The following is a 16,932-nucleotide window of genomic DNA, read 5'->3' as shown; positions in this document are numbered from 1 at the left end:
CTTTGTAGGAGCTGGCTTGCCAGCGATAGCGGTGCATCAGCTACAAATTTGTTGCCTGACACACCGCTATCGCCGGCAAGCCGGCTCCTACAGTTGGACGTTGTTGGGCTCAGCGAAGCGGATACAACGAGTCATCAAACTGCTCAAGCTTCGGGAACACCAGGGGCTGCTCATCCGCCAGCCCTTGCAGCCGTTGCTCATACCCCACCAGGAAATCCTGCCGCGCCTCGGCGCTGATGTACGGCACATGCCACGCCACAAAAGGCGCCAGCACGTCATACCCCACATACGCCAACGTCCCGCGCAGAATCGGCCGCAACATGTCCTCCAGCGGTCCATGAATCGCGCCCTCACCGAACATATGCTCGCGCCCGCCCAGGGTCACCGTGACCATCGCCCGCTTGCCCGCCAGGCCGCCTTGATCGTAAAAGCGCTTGCCGCCGTAACACACGCCCGACACCAGCACCCGGTCGATCCAACCCTTGAGCATGGCCGGCGCCGAGAACCAGAAAATCGGAAAGTTGAGGATCAGCAGATCTGCCCACAACAACTTGTCCAACTCGCCCTGGATATCCGCGGCGATCGAGTGCTTCTTCACCCCCAGACGCTGCTCCAGCGCATACACCAGATACTCGGGATTTTCCCGCGATGAAAAGTCCGCCGCCGACGCCACGGGGTTCCACTGCATGGCGTACAAATCGCTGACTTTCACCTCATGCCCCTGGCCTTCCAGCGTGGCCACCGCCTGATCGCGCAAGGCAGCAGTGAATGACTGCGGCTCAGGGTGCGCGTGAACAATCAAAACCTTCATACAAACTCCTCAAACGGTGTGCGCCGCCCGTTGGGCCAGCAAATGATCGAGCCAGTCGGGATCCATCTCGGGCTCCGATGAAAACAGCAGGCCGGTGTAGTCCTGGTACGGCGGGGTGAAAATCGCGCTGCGACTGCCCTGGTCCACCACCCTGCCCCGCTGCATCACCACTACTTCGTCGGCGATGGCGCGCACGGTGGCGACATCATGGGTGATAAACAGGTAGCCCACGCCCAGTTGTTGCTGGATGCGGTTGAGCAACTTCAGCACGCCCTCGGCCACCAGTTGATCGAGGGCCGATGAGACTTCATCACAGATGATCAGTTGCGGGTCGGCCGCCAAGGCGCGGGCGATGCAGATACGCTGTTTCTGGCCACCGGACAACTCCCTCGGTTGGCGCTCCATGAACACCGCCGGATCCAACTCGATCATCTCCAGCAACTCAGCGACGCGAGCGCGCATCGCCTTGCCCTTGAGTCCCAGGTAAAACGTCAGCGGCCGACCGATGATATCGACGATGCGCTGACGTGGGTTCAGCGCGGTGTCGGGGATCTGGTAGATCATCTGGATGCGGCGCAATTGCTCCTTGGTTCGTCGCCGAAAATCCACCGGCAACACCTCGCCGTCGTACAGCACCTGCCCCGCCGTAGCCGGCAACAGTCCGGTAATCAACCGCGCCGTGGAGCTCTTGCCGCTGCCCGACTCGCCGATCACCGCCAGGGTCTGGCCACGATAGAGCTTCATCGACACGTCATGCAGCACCGGCTGATGCCCGTAACTGGCGCTCACTTGGCGCACCTCCAACAGCGGTCGCTCCTGCGTCGGACAGGCCTTGGGTTCGGTGCGAAAACTGCGCACCGCCCACAGGGATTTGGTGTAGTCCTGCTGCGGCTGGCTGAGCATGCTGCGGGTGTCCGCCTCTTCCACCAGCTTGCCGTGGCGCAACACCATGATGCGATCGGCCATCTGCGCTACCACCGCCAGGTCGTGGCTGATGTAGAGGGCGGCGCTGCCGTAGGTTTTCACGGCATCGCGGATCGCTGCCAGCACTTCGATCTGGGTGGTGACGTCGAGGGCCGTGGTGGGCTCGTCAAAGATGATCAGGTCCGGGTGGCAGGCCATGGCCATCGCGGTCATGACACGCTGCAACTGCCCGCCGGAGACTTGATGGGGATAACGCTGGCCGATGGTTTGCGGGTTGGGCAGGCGCAGCACGCGATACAACTCCACCGCCTCACGCTCGGCCTGGGCGCGATCGATACCGCCGTTGATCACCGCCGTTTCCACATGCTGATCGATCAGGCGATGCGCCGGGTTGAACGACGCCGCCGCGCTCTGCGCCACATAGGCAATGCGCAGGCCGCGCAATTTACGCAACGCCTCGGGCTTGGCCTGCAGCAATTGGATGCCGTCAAAACACACCGAGCCGCCAATGATGCGGCAACCGTCCCGCGCATACCCCATCGCCGCCAGCCCCAGGGTGGACTTGCCCGCCCCCGACTCACCAATCAAACCCAGCACTTCACCGCGCTGCAAGGTCAGGTCAATGCCCTTGATCAGCGGGTGCCAGGCGTCTTCGTAATGCCCTTCGATCTGCAGGCTGCGGATTTCCAGCAATGGCTTATCCATCCTCAACACTCCTTCAGGCCGCTGGATTTGTGCAGCATCCAGTCAACGACAAAATTCACGCTGACGGTGATCAACGCCACTGCCAGGGCCGGCAGCAACGGGCTGATGTCACCAAAGGTGATCAACACCGCGTTGTCACGCACCATGCTGCCCCAGTCGGCAGTCGGCGGTTGAATGCCCAGGCCGAGGAACGACAACGCGCTGATAAACAGGAACACAAAGCAGAAACGCAGGCCGAATTCGGCAATCAGCGGCGCGGCGGCGTTGGGCAGCACCTCACGGGTGACCAGCCACCACAGGCCTTCGCCGCGCAGGCGGGCAGCTTCGACAAAGTCCTGCACCACCACGGTCATTGCCACGGCACGGGACAAGCGAAACACCCGCGTTGAATCCAGCAAGGCAATCACCAGCACCAGCGACGTGGCGTTGGTGCCCACCACGCTAAGGATCAACAGCGCGAAGATCAGCTGCGGGATCGCCATCAGCACATCCACCACCCGCGACAAGCCCTGGTCGATCCAGCCGCCCTTGATCGCCGCCACCAAGCCGCTCAAGCCCCCCAGAAAAAACGCCAGCATCGTCGTCAGGAAGGCAATGCCCAGCGTGTTGCGCGCGCCGTACACCAAACGGCTGAACATATCGCGCCCCAGGTTATCGGTGCCCAGCAGGAACTGGCCGCTCCAGGGCGCAAAGCCCTCGCCCACCACCTGGGTTTCGCCATAGGGCGCCAGCAACGGCGCAAACACAGCCACCGCGACGTACAACAGAATGACCAGCAAGCCGAACTTGGCGCTCAACGGCGCACGGGCCACTTGGCTCAACAGGTTCATGGGCTACCCCTTGGGATGCATCAGGCGTGGGTTGCTGGCGATGGACAACACGTCCGCCCCGGTATTGAGCAGGATGTAAGTGGCGGCAAAGATCAGGCTGCATGCCTGCACCACCGGGATGTCGCGCTTGGACACCGAGTCCACCAGCAACTGGCCGAGGCCCGGATAGACAAACACCACTTCGACCACCACCACCCCCACCACCAGATAGGCCAGGTTCAGCGCGATCACGTTGACGATCGGCGCCAGCGCGTTGGGCAGCGCATGCCGCCAGATAATCCGCGACTGACGGATGCCCTTCAGGCGAGCCATTTCGATATAGGGGCTGGCAAGCAGGTTGATCAGGGACGCGCGGGTCATGCGCATCATCTGCGCGATCACCACCAGGCTCAGGGTCGCCACCGGCAGTACCGAGCGTTCCAGGATCGTGCCAAAGGTGGCATCCGGCGCCAGGTTGGACAGGCTGGGGAACCAGCCGAGTTTCACCGAGAACACCAGGATCAGCAGGTAGGCGACGAAGAACTCCGGAAACGACACGGCGCTCAACGCCGAGGTATTGAGCAGGCGATCGAACCAGCTGTTGCGGTACAGCGCTGCCAGCATGCCCAGCACCAGCGCCGTGGGCACCGAGACCAACGCCGCCAATGCAGCCAGGCTCAGGGTGTTGCCCAATCGCGCACCGATCAAATCGGCAATCGGCCGCTGATTGGCCAGCGACGCGCCCAGGTCACCGTGCAGCAGGCGCAGCAACCATTGCGCAAAGCGCGTGAACGGCGGCAGATCCAGGCCCAGCTGCGCACGAAACGCCGCCACGGTTTCCGGCGTGGCGGACTGGCCGAGCATGGCCTGGGCAATATCCCCCGGCAGCATGCCCACGGCGAGAAAGATGATCACCGACACGGCGAACAACGACAGCACACCCAGGGCCAGGCGTTGCAGGACCAGCTTCAACAGGCTATTCATGATGCCACCCCTCAGGCCTGCCACCATCGCTCGATCAGCCGCAGCCCGTCCAACTCACCATAGGGTGCAGTCAGCGGCCCGTGGTTGACCTTGTTCGAGCGCGCCGCCACGGAGCTGGCAAACAGCGGCACAATCGCCCCGCCGTCATCCCGGCACAGGGCCTGCATTTCGTTGTACATCTCCTGGCGCAACGACGCGTTCATCTCGCCACGGGCGGCATTGAGCAGTTGGTTGAAACGCGCATTGTCCCAGTGGGTTTCATTCCACGCCGCCCCCTTGGCGTAGCCGATGCTGAACATGCGGTCGGCGGTCAGGCTGCTGTACCAGAACGAGGTGGTGAACGGCTGCTTCATCCAGACGTTGGAGAAGAACCCGTCGGCCGGCTCACGCACCACATCGATATCGATACCCGCTTGGCGTGCCTGCTCCTTGAACAAGACCGAGGCGTCCACCGCACCGGTGTAAGCCGCATCGGAAGCCTGCAGGCGCACCTTGAGCGACTCCACACCGGCCTTGCGCAGGTAGAAGCGCGACTTGTCCGGGTCGTAGGTGCGCTGCTCCAGGGCCGCATTGATAAAGCGACTGCCGGGTTGGATCGGGTGGTCGTTGCCCACCAGGCCATAGCCGTGCAGTACCGAAGCCAACAGCGTCTCACGGTTGATCGCGTGCTTCATCGCCATGCGGATGTCGTTGTTCTTGAATTCATTGCTGTCGCACAGCATCGGGAAGGTGTAGTGCTGCGCGCCCTTGGTTTCTTCGATCACCAGGCCGGGGTTGCGCTTGAGCAGTGCCACGGTTTTCAGGTCGACCTTGTTGATCACATCCACCTGCCCGGTGACCAACGCATTGACCCGCGCGGCGCCGTCGGCGATGGCAAGCAACTCGGCGCTGGCGAAGTGCGCGCGGCCGGGTTTCCAGTAGTCGGGGTTGCGCTCAAGGTCCATCCGCACGCCCGGCTCAAAGCTTTTCAGACGGTAGCCGCTGGTGCCCACACCGGCTTGCCAGTCAGCCACGCCGTCCTTGGCGGGCATGATCACCAGGTGGTAATCGGCGACGACGTAGGCGAAGTCGGCATTGCCTGAATGCAGTTCGAACACCACCGCATCGCTGCCCTTGGCACTCACGCTGGCGACATCGCCCAGCACGGTCTTGGCGGCCGAAGTGGACTTGGCGTCCAGATGATGGTTGATCGAGGCCACCACGTCTTCGGCGGTCAGGCTCTTGCCATTGTGGAAGGTCACGCCGGGGCGCAAATAAAAGGTCCACACCCGCGCATCGGGCGTGGATTCGAAACGCTCGGCCAGTTCGGGAATCGCGCTGCCGTCTACCGCGATTTCCGTGAGGGTGTTGTACACCGCCGAGAAGCCGACAAAGGTAAAGGTATCGACCCACGAACCCGGGTCGCGGGAATCGGTGGTGCTGCCACCGGCCAGGCCCAGGCGCAGCACACCGCCCGGCTTGGGCGTGGCGTCTGCGGCGAACGCCTGCAACGGCAAGCCCATGGAAAACGCCGCGGCCACCGCGCCAGCCACGGCGCTGTGTTTGAGGAAGTCGCGGCGGTGCATCGCTTGAGTCATTTTGTTGTTGTTTTCGCTCATGGTCTTGTCTCTCTAAAGGTCAACAGGCACAGGCATGTTTCAACTCGATCAAGGTCACGCCATTGCGTTTGAACGCGTTGCGCAGGTCCGTCTGCAATTCATCCAGGGTGCGGGGCTGGTTCACGGTGCAGCCGAACGCCTGGCCGAACAGGGCGAAATCCGGGTTGCGCGGCAGCACGCCGATGGGTTCGATATCCAGGTTGAGCATGTCGTCGCGGATCTGGCCAAGGGCGTCGTTGTTCCACAACAGCACCACCAACGGGCTGTCCAGCTCTTCGACGGCGGTGGCCAGTTCCTGGGCGGTGTAGAGGAAACCTCCGTCGCCTACCAGCACCAAGCCCGGCCGTTGTGGCGCGCCAAACTTGGCGCCGATGCCTGCGGGCAAGCCGTAGCCCAAGGTGCCGTAGCCGGTGGGATGCAGCCAGCTGCGCGGCGCACGGCTGCGGTAGGCGTAATTGCCGGTGTAGGCCAGTTGGGTCATATCGCTGCTGATGAACGCATTGGCTGGAAGTTCGGCTTCGATACGGTCGAGAATGGCTTGGTGGATGGACTGCAACGAGCCGTGTCCCAATTCCACCGCCTGCAGCAATGCCGCCACTGACGCGATGGCGGCGTCAGCGTTGCGGGATGTGGCCGGGAGGCGCTCCAGCAAGGCCAGCACGGTCTGCTGTGCATCGCCTTTGAGCGCCACGGCACAGGGGTAGAAATCATTGAATTTGCGCGCATCGATATCCACCCGCAGCAGCTCGCCGTTGAGGGGCAAACGCTCACGCCAATAGTCGGTATCGGCCATTTCCGTGCCCACCGCCAGCACCACATCCGCCTCGCTGATCAGTTGCCAGCCAGGTTCGACGCACAGGGTGGAACCGGCATTCAGCGGGTCGTTGATGGGCAGCAAACCCTTGCCGGCCACGCTGGTGAAGAACGGCGCCGCCAACTGGGTGCTCAACCGTTGCAAAGCCTCGCCCGCCGCCAACGCACCACCACCGGCAATGATCATGGGTCGCTTGGCTGTCGCGAGCTTGGCCGCAGCTTGATCCAAGGCTTCGGCCGACGGCAAGCCACGACCAGGGCGGCGTACGACCTCATTGCTCCAGTCGCGCTGGATCGGCGCGGCCAACACGTCCAGCGGCACCGAGATATGCACTGGACGAGGTCGCTCGCTGTCGAACACCGCGTAGGCGCGGGCGACCAGTTCGGGCAAGTCCTCAGCACTCAGTGCCACCGCCGAAAACGCAGTGATCGGCGCCGTGATCGCGCGCTGGTCCTGGGTCTCATGCAGGATGCCCCAACCCTTGCCGAGGCTGGCGGTGCTGTTGACGCTGGAGATCACCAGCATCGGAATCGAGTCAGCGTAGGCCTGGCCAATCGCGGTGGCGGCATTGGTCACACCGGGCCCGGTGATCACAAAACACACCCCCGGCTTGCCGCTGACCCGCGCGTAGCCGTCAGCCATAAAGCCGGCACCTTGCTCATGCCGTGTGAGCACATGGCGAATGCCGCTGCCGGGCAGGCCGCGATACAGCTCCAGGGTGTGCACGCCAGGGATGCCGAACACCGTGTCGACGCCATAATTGGCCAGCAACCGCACCAGGGCCTGGCCGCCGGTCATCACGTTATTGTGCATGCTCATCTCCTAGACGAATCAATGCATCGACCGCCGTGGCGCCCTGGGCATTGACCAACAATGGGTTCACATCCAGCTCCAGCAACTGCCCGGCGTTGGCGCAGGCGTAGTCCGCCACGGCACGGATCGCGGCGACCAATGCATCCATATCTGCCACTTCCCGCCCGCGAAAACCCTGCAATAACGCGGCACTGCGCAGGCTGAGCAAGGCGTTGCGGATCGCACTGTCGGTGGTCGGCAACAACAGGCTGCGACTGTCCTTGAGCAGTTCCACCAGGATCCCGCCGGCGCCAATGACCAAGGCCAGGCCAAAGTCGTTTTCGCGCTTGATGCCCACGATCAGCTCCGCCAAGGGCGGCGTGGCCATGGACTCAAGCAGCAATTGGTCAAAGACGACATTGGGCGCATAAGCGGCGATTTGCTCGCGCATCTGCTCCAGTGCGGCGGTCAGGGCCATGCCGTTTTGCAGGTTCAGCACCACGGCACCGGCCTCGGTTTTATGCGGCAACTGCGCGCTGACGGCCTTGAGTACCAAGGGATAACCCAGCAATTGCGCATCACTGACCGCCCTTCCCGGCGTACTCAGCACGCCGGCCGGTGTGGTCAGGCCGAATGCACGCAGGGCTTGCTTGGAGGCCCACTCGTCCAGGGCCCCGCCGCTGTCATCCAGGGCCTTTGGGCACAAGGGTTCGAGGATCGATTCGCCTCGCTCCAGCAACACGCGACGGTTGTTCGAGTAGTCGGCAATCCGCCCCCAAGCCGCTAATGCATCCTCTACGCCTTGCAGCGCAGCGATCCCCTGAGCATGCAGGCGCTCGCGAGCATGGGCCGGCAACAGCTCGGGAAACGCCGAGGTGACAAATCCGGTCTTGCCATGCCGGCCGAGCGCCGCGCAGAACAGCTCCAGCAACAGGTCGCACTCCTTGCGCTCGCCGGTGAACTCAGCCGGGTAGTCCAGCACCAGCATGGCGGCATCGGCGTCGGTTCGCAGCGCGGTGTCGAGCATCGTGTTCAGGGCATCACGGTCGCCCCAGATGGCGGTGGTGAAATCCAGCGGGTTGACCAGGTTGGCGTAGCTGGGCAGCACCTGGGCCAGTTCAGCACGTTGGTCTTCGTCAAGTTTCGGCAAGGCCAGCTGATTGCGTTCGGCATAATCGGCAATCAAGCCCGCATCGCCACCGGAACACGCCAGTGCGATCAGGCGATTGCCCGCCGGCAGATTGCCGCACGCCGCAGCCTTGAGGGTTTCGACAAAACTCACTGGCCCACTGACACGGATCACGCCCAGTCGCGCAAACAGGCTGTCGTACAGCGCGTCGGAGCCGGACAACGAACTGGTGTGACTCAAGGCCAGCTCTGCACCGATCTGCGACACGCCGGTTTTCAGCGCGATGATCGGAATACCTTTCTCCAGCGCCTTGTGCGCCGCTCGGGCAAACCCCGGCACATTCTTCAAGCCTTCCAGGTGCAGGCCGATGGCGGTGACGCGCGGCTCGTCGAGCAGCACGTCCATCAATTCGGCAACGCCCAGTTGCGCCTGGTTACCGACCGAGGCCATGTAGGCCACCGGCAGCGAACGGTCGCTCATCGACAGGTTGTAGGCGAAGTTGCCACTCTGGGTGAGCACCGCCACGCCCTTCTCCACTGACTTGCCGCCGTGGGCCACCGGCCACAACGCCGAGCTGTGCAGGTAATCCAGCAAGCCGTAGCAGTTGGGGCCGAGCAAGGCCATATCGCCCGCAGCCTTTAAGAGCTGCTGCTGCATGGCGGCGCCGCTGGCACCGGTTTCGGCAAAACCCGAGGCGTAGCAAATCGCGCCACCGGTGCCGATAGCGGCCAGTTCAGCCACGCAGGTCAGCGTCAATTCACGGTTGGTGGCGATAAACACCGCATCCGGCCCACACGGCAGATCAGCCACGCGGCGCACACAGGGGATGCCATCGAGGCTGTCATGCTGCGGGTTGACCAACCACATCGGCCCGGTAAAACCGCCGTCGGCACAGCGCTTGAGCGCGCGCGCCATGCTGCGTCCGCCAACGAATGCCAGGTGCCGGGGTGCCAGCAGACGCTTGAGGTTGTCGCGAATAGCCTGGGACATACGCTCTCCTCGCCGCTTAACGCAACAGTGGTCGCAACAGTTCACGGGCGATGATATGGCGCTGGATTTCCGACGTGCCTTCCCAGATCCGCTCGATCCGTGCGTTGCGCCAGATGCGCTCGACCGGCCCTTCATCCATCAAGCCCATGCCGCCGAAAATCTGCACGGCTTCGTCAGCGACCTTGCCCAGGGTTTCACTGGCAAACAGCTTGGCCATGCCGGCCTCGCCGTCGGTCATGTTGCCTTGGTCCATTTTCCAGGCGGTGTGCAGGGTCAGCAGTTCAGCCGCGCAAATCTGCGTGGCCATGTCGGCCAACTTGAAACTCACGCCTTGGTAGGTGCCGATCGGCTGGCCGAACTGCTTGCGGTCCGCCGCCCATTGCAACGACACATCCAGCGCGCGCTGGGCCTGGCCGACGCAGTTGGCGGCCACCATCACACGGCCAGCGGTGAGCCAGGCGTTGGCCACTTCCCAGCCTTTGCCCGCTTCGCCCAGTACCTTGGACGCCGGTACGCGGCAGTCGTCGAAGAACATTTCGTAGGTGTGATAACCCCGGTTGCTCACGCAGTTGGGGCCACGGCGGATGGTCATGCCAGGCGTCCCCCGGTCCACCAGGAACGAGGTTACCGCGTTGCGCTGTCGGCCGTTGTGTTCGTAGGTATCCGTGACCGCAAACACGATGGCGAAATCGGCGTGCCCGGCGTGGCTGATGAAGTGCTTGCTGCCGTTGATCACGAAGTCATCGCCACTGCGCACGGCGCGAGTCTTGATGGCATTGGCGTCGGAACCGGCGCCGGGTTCGGTCAAGGCAAAACAGTCGATTTTCTTGCCTTGCACGCAGGGCAACAGGTAGTCGCCAATCTGCGAGCCCGTGCACGCCATCAGGATCTTGGACGGCCGCGCGACAAACACATGCAGCGCCCACGAGACTTTGGACAACTCGCGCTCGATCAGCGCCTGGGACAGGTAGTCCAGGCCACCACCACCCACCTCTTCCGGCATGTTGAAGGCGTAGAAACCGGCAGCAATCGCCTTATCGCGAATCTGCGCCGCCAACTCCGGCGAGACCTCATCGGCACGGTCCACCGCCTCTTCATGGGGCAACAATTCCTTGGCAACAAAACTGCGTACCGCGTCCACCAACATGTCTTGTTCTTGGCTGAGTTGGAAATTCATGGCGCTACCTGTTCGGGGTGTTGTTGTTATTTGCCGGAGAAATTCGGGAGGCGTTTTTCCATAGAGGCGCGCAGGGCTTCGGCGCCATCGGCACTGCGTCCGCACAACAGGCCTGCGGCCAGTTCGGCCTGCAGTTGCTCGGGCAGGCTGCGGTCGGCGCCTTCACGGATCAGGGTCTTGGTTTGCGCGAAGGCGAAGGTCGGGCCGTTGGCCAGGCGCGTGGCGAGTTCGGTGGTGTGGGCGTGCAGTTGATCATCCGCAACCACTTCCCCGACAAGGCCGGCGGCCAGGGCGCGGTCGGCGCTCCACAGTTCGTCAAGGAACAGCAGGCGCTTGGCTTGCTCGCTGCCGATCAGGCGCGGCAAGTGCCAACTGGCGCCGGCGTCGGGCGAATAGGCCATGCTGGTGTAGCCGGCCTTGAAGCGTGCCGATTGGGCGGCGACGCGCAGGTCGCAGCACAGCGTCAGGTCCATGCCCGCACCGACGGCGGTGCCGTTGATGGCGGCAATCGTGGGTTTGTCGAGCGTGTGCAGGCGGGTCATCAAGGCGTGGGCGGTTTCGGTCCAGCCGTAGGTTTCGAGGGCGCCACGGGCTTCGGCATCGGCCCACTCGGCAAGGTCGGCCCCGGCGCAGAAGCTGCGACCGTTGCCGGTCAATACCACCACGCGCACAGCGGGGTCGGTGTTGAAGGCGTCGAGCAAGGCGTGCAGGTGCTTGAGGGTGGGAATGTCCAAGGCGTTGCGCTGCGGACCACGATTGAGGGTGATCCAGGCAACGCCAGCTTGCACATGAGTGAGCACGGGCGAATCGGTAGTCATGGCTTCCTCGAATTATTTTAGTTGGCTTGAGGGGTGCGACATGAGGCGATACTAAACAAGTGTTCAGTAAGAAGGCAATCGGCAAACCGCAAATATTTTCAGAAGGGGAAATGGCCGACCTGAACCTTGCGTTCAGGCGGCTGCAGAAGACTCAGGGTTTGAGCTGATAACGCTGGCGACCACCGGCCTGCAGGCCATCGACCCAGGCTTCGCAGATCTGGATACCCTGCTCCGGCGTGAAGGTGCCGGGGTTGAGCCCCGACTCCAGCCACAACCCATCGAGCAGTGCGCTCAAGCCGATGGCGGCCAGATCGGCATCGAAGTGCTTCCAGCCCTCCTCCTTGGCCATGTCGGTCAGCGCTGAGCGCATGATGGTGCGGTACTCGCCGTAGGAGTGTTCGTGGGCCAGGTTGATCGCCGGCGCCGTCTTGACCGCGCCCCAGAACACCAACCAGGCGTCCAGCAGGTGCGGGTCGAGCAATTCGGCGGAAAACGAGCCACGGAACAACGCCGACAGGCGCTCCCGAGGGCTCGGCGGCGCCTTGGCCATGGTTTCGCGCAGCAGGCTCATGACCTGGTCGGTGATGGTGCGGTAGGCCTCGGCAACCAGCTCATCCTTGCCCGAATAATGGTGGCTGATCAGCCCCACCGACACCCCGGCCTCGGCGCTGATCTTGCGGATCGACGCACCCTGGAACCCGTCACGCTTGAGGCACGTGAGCGTGGCCTGGACCAGATTGGCCTTGCGCACTTCCGGGTCCATCCGGGAAAAACGGGATTCCTGGGTCATGCGGTTATTCCTACGATTGGGTCGGCAGCATGACTCTACCTCAGTCGCGATAACCCGGCGACACCCGATCCAGCATCCGCAGCAACGCCGCCCAGGCCAGTTGCATGGCGTCCAGGTCGACCAACTCACCCTCTTCCAGCGGGCGGCCAGGGTTGTTGAATTGCTGTTCGGTGTAGGCACAGACCTCGGCGGGCGGCAGCACCAGCTTGCCACACGCCTGGGCGGCGATCTGGATATCGCAGGCCTTCTCCAGGTAATACATGCGCAGGAACGCCTGGCTGACCGTCTCACCTACCGTCAGCAAACCATGGTTGCGCAGCATCAGCACCGGCTTGTCGCCCAGGTCACGCACCAGCCGCTGCTGCTCATCCATGTCCAGGGCCACACCTTCGTAATCGTGGTAGGCCACCTTGCCGTAGAACTCCATGGAAATCTGGTTCACCGGCAACAACCCGCACTCCAAGGCCGCCACCGCACAGCCGGCACGGGTGTGGGTATGCAGCACGCACTGGGCGTCTTCGCGGGCGCCATGAATCGCGCTGTGAATCACGAAGCCCGCCGGGTTGACCGCATACGCCGAGGGCTCCACGGCGTGACCGTCCAGGCCGATTTTCACCAGGCTCGATGCGGTGATTTCGTCGAACATCAGCCCGTAGGGATTGATCAGGAAGTGGTGCTCGGGCCCAGGGATGCGCACCGAAATATGCGTAAAAATCAGGTCACTCATGCGGTAGTGCGCGATCAATCGGTAGCAGGCGGCGAGCTGTTCACGTAGCTGCTGTTCGGTGGAGTGAGTCATTTTTATTCTCCAGGCACGGGGTTGGTGAGGGCGACGCTAATTCAGTCACCAGTAAAAAAACAAGTTGATTTTTTACTGACGCTCGCCTCCTATAGAAAAATAACAATAACAGCGCCTGGAGTATCTTCACCATGTCGCACCTGACCTTTCCCCATCTGTTCGAGCCTCTGGAACTGCGCGGCAAGCGCCTGAAAAACCGCATCATGTCCAGCGGGCACGACACCTCGATGCCCACCGATAACCGCGTCAATGCGCAGTTGATCGCCTACCACCGTGCTCGCGCCGAAGGCGGTGTGGGGCTGATCGTGTTGCAGGTGGCCGGGGTGCATGACAGTGCGCGCTATACCTCCCATGTGCTGATGGCGACCGACGACAGCTGCATCGACGGTTACCGCGAACTGGCCGAAACCTGCCATGCACACGGCACCGTGGTGCTGTCACAGATCTTCCATCCGGGACGCGAAATCATGGAGTCCGCCGATGGTCTGCTCGCCGTGGCGTACTCGGCGTCAGGGGTGCCGAATGAACGCTTTCGCGTGATGCCACGAGCGCTGGACCAGGCGATGATCAACGAGATCGTCGCGGGTTATGCGGCGGCTGCCAGGCGCTTGCATGAGGCCGGGATCGATGGGGTGGAAGTGGTTGCCAGTCATGGGTATCTGCCGGCGCAGTTTCTCAATCCTCGGGTAAACCGGCGTACCGATGACTACAACGGTTCTTTGGAACATCGGTTGAGGTTCTTGAGGGAAATCATCGAAGCCGTAAGGGCCGCCACCGACGAACAGTTCATTATCGGGCTGCGCATTTCTGCCGATGAACGCGACGCCGAAGGCCTCACTGAAAACGAGTCGCTTGAGGCCGTTCAACACCTGCAAACCCAGCTGGATTACGTGCATATCGTCGCGGGCACATCAGCGTCCCTGGGCGGCGCAGTCCATATCGTGCCGCCCATGGCGATTGCCGCCGCATACCTCGCCAGCGAGGCGGCCACATTCAAGGCCAGCCTGTCGATTCCGCTATTCGTCACAGGGCGAATCAATCAGCCCCAGGAAGCCGAACTGATATTGGCGCGGGGCCAGGCCGATGTCTGCGGCATGACGCGTGCGTTGATCTGCGACCCGCTGATGCCGGCCAAGACCCTTGGCGGCCGTGCCGAAGACGTGCGGGCGTGCATCGCCTGCAATCAAGCCTGCATCGGTCATTTTCACAAGGGGCTGCCGATCTCCTGTATCCAGCACCCCGAGACCGGCCGCGAGCTGGTGTTTGGTGTGTTGCAACAGGCAGTGAAGCCCAAACGCATCATGGTGGTGGGCGGTGGCCCGGCAGGCATGAAAGCAGCAGCAGTCGCCGCGCAACGCGGGCATGACGTGACGCTGTATGAAGCCAGCGGGCAATTGGGCGGGCAAGTGTTGCTGGCCCAACTGCTACCACGGCGCAGCGAATTCGGCGGCGCCAGTACCAACCTGCAACGTGAAATGGAACTGGCGGGGGTACGGGTGGTGCGCCATACCTGGGTCGATCGTGCGCTGGTGGAACAGAAACAGCCCGATCACGTCATCATCGCCACCGGCGCCGAGCCTTTCTGGCCAGCCTTCGAACAGGGTGGCGAGCTTCAGGTGGTGGATGCCTGGCAGGTGCTGCGTGAGCAGGTCACTCTGGGCCGTTCGGTGGTGGTGGTCGATTGGCGTTGCGACTGGATCGGCCCCGGTATTGCTGAGCGCCTTATGCGCGCCGGTCATCAGGTGCAACTGGTGGTCAATGGCACCCATTGTGGGGAAAACCTGCCGCTGTATGTACGGGATCAATTGGCTGGCGAACTGCATCGGCTGGGCATCCCGATCATCCCTTACGCCCGCCTCTATGGCTGCGATGACACCACGGTCTACTTGCAACACACCGCCAGCGGCGAGCCGATGCTGTTGGAGAATATCGACACGCTGGTGTTGTGCCAGGGTCACCAGCCAGTAGACACTCTGGGCGCGGAGCTGCAAGGCGTGGTGCCCTTTGATCGCATCGGCGACTGCCTGGCCCCGCGCACCGCCGAAGAAGCGATCTACGAAGGACTCAAAGTGGCGTGGAACCTGTGACAGACAATCCCCAGCAACTGTTTCTCGGCACGCGCATTCGTGGGCTGCGCAAGGCGCGGGGCCTGACCCTCACGGCCCTGGCGCAGGCCAGCGAATTGACGGCCGGCTACCTCAGCCAGTTGGAGCGCAACCTGGCGTATCCATCGATTCCCGCATTGTTCAATATTGCCCGCAGCCTGGGCGTGACCATCCAGTGGTTCTTCGCCAGCGAAACCGTAGCCGCTGCCGAAGACGAAGGCTATGTAGTGCGCAAAGGCAACCGCCAGAGCATTCACTACGAGGACGGCATCGTCGACCAATTGCTGACGCCGTTGCCCAACCACCAACTGGAAATGCTCCAATCAAGCTTCCCGCCGGGTACGTATAGCCAGCAGAGCTACAGCCATGAAGGCGAAGAAGCGGGGTACGTACTGAGCGGCCAGTTCGAGTTGTGGGTGAGTGAGCGACACTTCCTGCTGCAGGCCGGTGACAGTTTCAGCTTCGCCAGCCGTGAGCCCCATCGCTACGGCAACCCTGGCAAGGTAGAAACCGTGGTGATCTGGGTGATTACACCGCCGACATTTTAGGCCACCCATACAGATGGAGACGTTTCCTACGGGAACTGGCGACAGTGGCAAGGCGGCCATCAATGGTGAGGGGGCCTTTCACTTGCTATAAAAATGGCTACTTCTCTTCGAGGATATCGCCATGTCGTTATTGCATTTGTTGTTCGGGAAGCCGACCCAGGATGAGCGGGAGCGCGTGAAAGAGGTCAAGTCCCGTAAAACATGGAAAGTCGTGTACGGAGGCATCGGCTTGGATGCCGCCGAAGTGTTGGAGTCGCAGGGTTACAAGGACGCCATGGAGCAACTACGTAAAATGGAGGCTGATCATTCATGGGCTTGCTGATCATCGTCCCCTTGCTGGTCAGCGGATACATGGTCTGCATCAGGCACCCCTTTTTCTACGTACGCCTGCACCGCTTCCAAGGACAACTGCTCTATTTGCAGGTGGCCAGGATGGGAATGGCTTGCCTGATCGCTTCGACCCTCCTGACTGCAGCCGTTCTGGCAGTGTCAAAGCAGGCGGTCCCGATCATGGGTCATGTCATTGCAACAGACTACAGCAGCTACTTGGGCACGCTATTGGTGCAACTTGATATTGCCAGCGAAAAAAACGCCACGCTATGGGTTTTCCTGATGCAGGTTGGCCTGACGGCCCTGTTAATTCCTTTCTTCTGGTCAGCGCTCTATGTGGGCGCGAAGAAGAAAATATTGCAACTGGAAACAGACGTCCAGCTCCACTCGCTGCTGGCGCTGGGTGTCCTTGAGGGCACGCCTTTCAAAATCCTGCTGAGAGAGTCCATCGTGCAGTGCAGGCCGTGCATGTTCAGCTTGAACGATCGAAAGGTCTATGTCGGAATCGTACTGTTCGCAGGCACACCGACCGAGTCCGAAGGTGTCGATCATGCCTTCACGCTGATCCCCATACCCAGCGGCTACCGAGACAAGGACACACTGGAGGTCACGCTGAGTACTCGCTTCTCAAATGCAGCTACCCCGCCGCCCATCACACTGATCCAGGAAAATGTCGTTTCCGCCACACAGTTCGACTTCACGACCTGGAACGCGGTCCATACCCGCAAAAACAGCAAGCCGCGACAGGGCGAGTTCCATCAACACCGCCCCGCGCGCCCGATGCACGCTGAAAGCCTCTGCGCCTGAGG

At 62.2% G+C, this 16,932-nt stretch carries 15 protein-coding genes; 4 read left to right on the top strand and 11 right to left on the bottom strand.

What is annotated here, in order from left to right; genetic code table 11:
* Positions 1-109 precede the first annotated feature (109 nt).
* The 11 genes from CI807_RS17570 to CI807_RS17520 all read right to left on the bottom strand — a co-directional run bounded on the left by CI807_RS17570 (position 110) and on the right by CI807_RS17520 (position 13,140).
* The gene (locus CI807_RS17570; protein WP_095015534.1) at positions 110-811 is read right to left on the bottom strand and encodes an NAD(P)H-dependent oxidoreductase; all 702 of its coding nucleotides are present in this window, start codon (positions 809-811) and stop codon (positions 110-112) included.
* Between the two features lie 9 nt (positions 812-820).
* Complete coding sequence (locus CI807_RS17565; protein WP_095015533.1) at positions 821-2,440, bottom strand: ABC transporter ATP-binding protein; 1,620 nt, start codon at positions 2,438-2,440, stop codon at positions 821-823.
* A 2-nt stretch (positions 2,441-2,442) separates the two neighbouring features.
* Positions 2,443-3,270, bottom strand: a complete 828-nt coding sequence (locus tag CI807_RS17560) for an ABC transporter permease (protein WP_095015532.1) — start codon at positions 3,268-3,270, stop codon at positions 2,443-2,445.
* A 3-nt stretch (positions 3,271-3,273) separates the two neighbouring features.
* Positions 3,274-4,233, bottom strand: a complete 960-nt coding sequence (locus CI807_RS17555) for an ABC transporter permease (protein ID WP_095017575.1) — start codon at positions 4,231-4,233, stop codon at positions 3,274-3,276.
* An 11-nt stretch (positions 4,234-4,244) separates the two neighbouring features.
* A complete protein-coding gene (locus tag CI807_RS17550) occupies positions 4,245-5,831 on the bottom strand; it encodes an ABC transporter substrate-binding protein (RefSeq protein ID WP_095015531.1) in 1,587 nt (528 codons plus the stop codon).
* Between the two features lie 19 nt (positions 5,832-5,850).
* Complete coding sequence (locus tag CI807_RS17545; RefSeq protein ID WP_095015530.1) at positions 5,851-7,458, bottom strand: 5-guanidino-2-oxopentanoate decarboxylase; 1,608 nt, start codon at positions 7,456-7,458, stop codon at positions 5,851-5,853.
* Positions 7,448-9,556: an acetate--CoA ligase family protein gene (locus CI807_RS17540; protein WP_095015529.1), complete on the bottom strand. Its 2,109-nt coding sequence runs from the start codon at positions 9,554-9,556 to the stop codon at positions 7,448-7,450. The genes CI807_RS17545 and CI807_RS17540 overlap by 11 nt, the downstream gene beginning before the upstream one ends.
* 16 nt (positions 9,557-9,572) lie before the next feature.
* Positions 9,573-10,733 carry an acyl-CoA dehydrogenase family protein gene (locus CI807_RS17535; protein WP_095015528.1) on the bottom strand — a complete coding sequence of 387 codons (1,161 nt, stop codon included), beginning with the start codon at positions 10,731-10,733 and terminating at the stop codon, positions 9,573-9,575.
* A gap of 26 nt (positions 10,734-10,759) precedes the next feature.
* Positions 10,760-11,551 (bottom strand): enoyl-CoA hydratase/isomerase family protein, encoded by a 792-nt coding sequence (locus CI807_RS17530; protein ID WP_095015527.1) that lies wholly within the window; start codon positions 11,549-11,551, stop codon positions 10,760-10,762.
* 151 nt (positions 11,552-11,702) lie between these two features.
* Positions 11,703-12,341, bottom strand: a complete 639-nt coding sequence (locus CI807_RS17525) for a TetR family transcriptional regulator C-terminal domain-containing protein (RefSeq protein ID WP_095015526.1) — start codon at positions 12,339-12,341, stop codon at positions 11,703-11,705.
* Between the two features lie 40 nt (positions 12,342-12,381).
* Positions 12,382-13,140, bottom strand: coding sequence for a class II aldolase/adducin family protein (locus CI807_RS17520; RefSeq protein WP_095015525.1), 759 nt, complete (start codon positions 13,138-13,140; stop codon positions 12,382-12,384).
* Between the two features lie 140 nt (positions 13,141-13,280).
* On the opposite strand from CI807_RS17520, the gene CI807_RS17515 reads away from it, so the two are divergent.
* The 4 genes from CI807_RS17515 (at position 13,281) to CI807_RS17500 (ending at position 16,930) form a co-directional block, all read left to right on the top strand.
* Positions 13,281-15,227: an FAD-dependent oxidoreductase gene (locus CI807_RS17515; RefSeq protein ID WP_177409635.1), complete on the top strand. Its 1,947-nt coding sequence runs from the start codon at positions 13,281-13,283 to the stop codon at positions 15,225-15,227.
* Positions 15,215-15,793 carry a helix-turn-helix domain-containing protein gene (locus CI807_RS17510; RefSeq protein ID WP_095015523.1) on the top strand — a complete coding sequence of 193 codons (579 nt, stop codon included), beginning with the start codon at positions 15,215-15,217 and terminating at the stop codon, positions 15,791-15,793. The genes CI807_RS17515 and CI807_RS17510 overlap by 13 nt, the downstream gene beginning before the upstream one ends.
* A gap of 121 nt (positions 15,794-15,914) precedes the next feature.
* Positions 15,915-16,115: a hypothetical protein gene (locus tag CI807_RS17505; protein ID WP_095015522.1), complete on the top strand. Its 201-nt coding sequence runs from the start codon at positions 15,915-15,917 to the stop codon at positions 16,113-16,115.
* Positions 16,103-16,930: a hypothetical protein gene (locus CI807_RS17500; RefSeq protein WP_095015521.1), complete on the top strand. Its 828-nt coding sequence runs from the start codon at positions 16,103-16,105 to the stop codon at positions 16,928-16,930. Before CI807_RS17505 ends, CI807_RS17500 begins: the two co-directional genes overlap by 13 nt.
* Positions 16,931-16,932: the final 2 nt, after the last annotated feature.

The sequence above is a fragment of the Pseudomonas sp. NS1(2017) genome, assembly GCF_002269425.1.
Lineage (GTDB): Bacteria > Pseudomonadota > Gammaproteobacteria > Pseudomonadales > Pseudomonadaceae > Aquipseudomonas > Aquipseudomonas reactans.
Note: the sequence above shows the minus strand (reverse complement) of the source record. Positions and strands in the feature narration are given on the sequence as shown.

Excerpts from the sequence above, each read along its gene's own strand:
- CI807_RS17570 (WP_095015534.1), bottom strand. The coding sequence starts at position 811 with ATGAAGGTTTTGATTGTTCACGCGCACCCTGAGCCGCAGTCATTCACT.
- CI807_RS17565 (WP_095015533.1), bottom strand. The coding sequence starts at position 2,440 with ATGGATAAGCCATTGCTGGAAATCCGCAGCCTGCAGATCGAAGGGCAT.
- CI807_RS17560 (WP_095015532.1), bottom strand. The coding sequence starts at position 3,270 with ATGAACCTGTTGAGCCAAGTGGCCCGTGCGCCGTTGAGCGCCAAGTTC.
- CI807_RS17555 (WP_095017575.1), bottom strand. The coding sequence starts at position 4,233 with ATGAATAGCCTGTTGAAGCTGGTCCTGCAACGCCTGGCCCTGGGTGTG.
- CI807_RS17550 (WP_095015531.1), bottom strand. The coding sequence starts at position 5,831 with ATGAGCGAAAACAACAACAAAATGACTCAAGCGATGCACCGCCGCGAC.
- CI807_RS17545 (WP_095015530.1), bottom strand. The coding sequence starts at position 7,458 with ATGCACAATAACGTGATGACCGGCGGCCAGGCCCTGGTGCGGTTGCTG.
- CI807_RS17540 (WP_095015529.1), bottom strand. The coding sequence starts at position 9,556 with ATGTCCCAGGCTATTCGCGACAACCTCAAGCGTCTGCTGGCACCCCGG.
- CI807_RS17535 (WP_095015528.1), bottom strand. The coding sequence starts at position 10,733 with ATGAATTTCCAACTCAGCCAAGAACAAGACATGTTGGTGGACGCGGTA.
- CI807_RS17530 (WP_095015527.1), bottom strand. The coding sequence starts at position 11,551 with ATGACTACCGATTCGCCCGTGCTCACTCATGTGCAAGCTGGCGTTGCC.
- CI807_RS17525 (WP_095015526.1), bottom strand. The coding sequence starts at position 12,341 with ATGACCCAGGAATCCCGTTTTTCCCGGATGGACCCGGAAGTGCGCAAG.
- CI807_RS17520 (WP_095015525.1), bottom strand. The coding sequence starts at position 13,140 with ATGACTCACTCCACCGAACAGCAGCTACGTGAACAGCTCGCCGCCTGC.
- CI807_RS17505 (WP_095015522.1), top strand. The coding sequence starts at position 15,915 with ATGTCGTTATTGCATTTGTTGTTCGGGAAGCCGACCCAGGATGAGCGG.
- CI807_RS17500 (WP_095015521.1), top strand. The coding sequence starts at position 16,103 with ATGGGCTTGCTGATCATCGTCCCCTTGCTGGTCAGCGGATACATGGTC.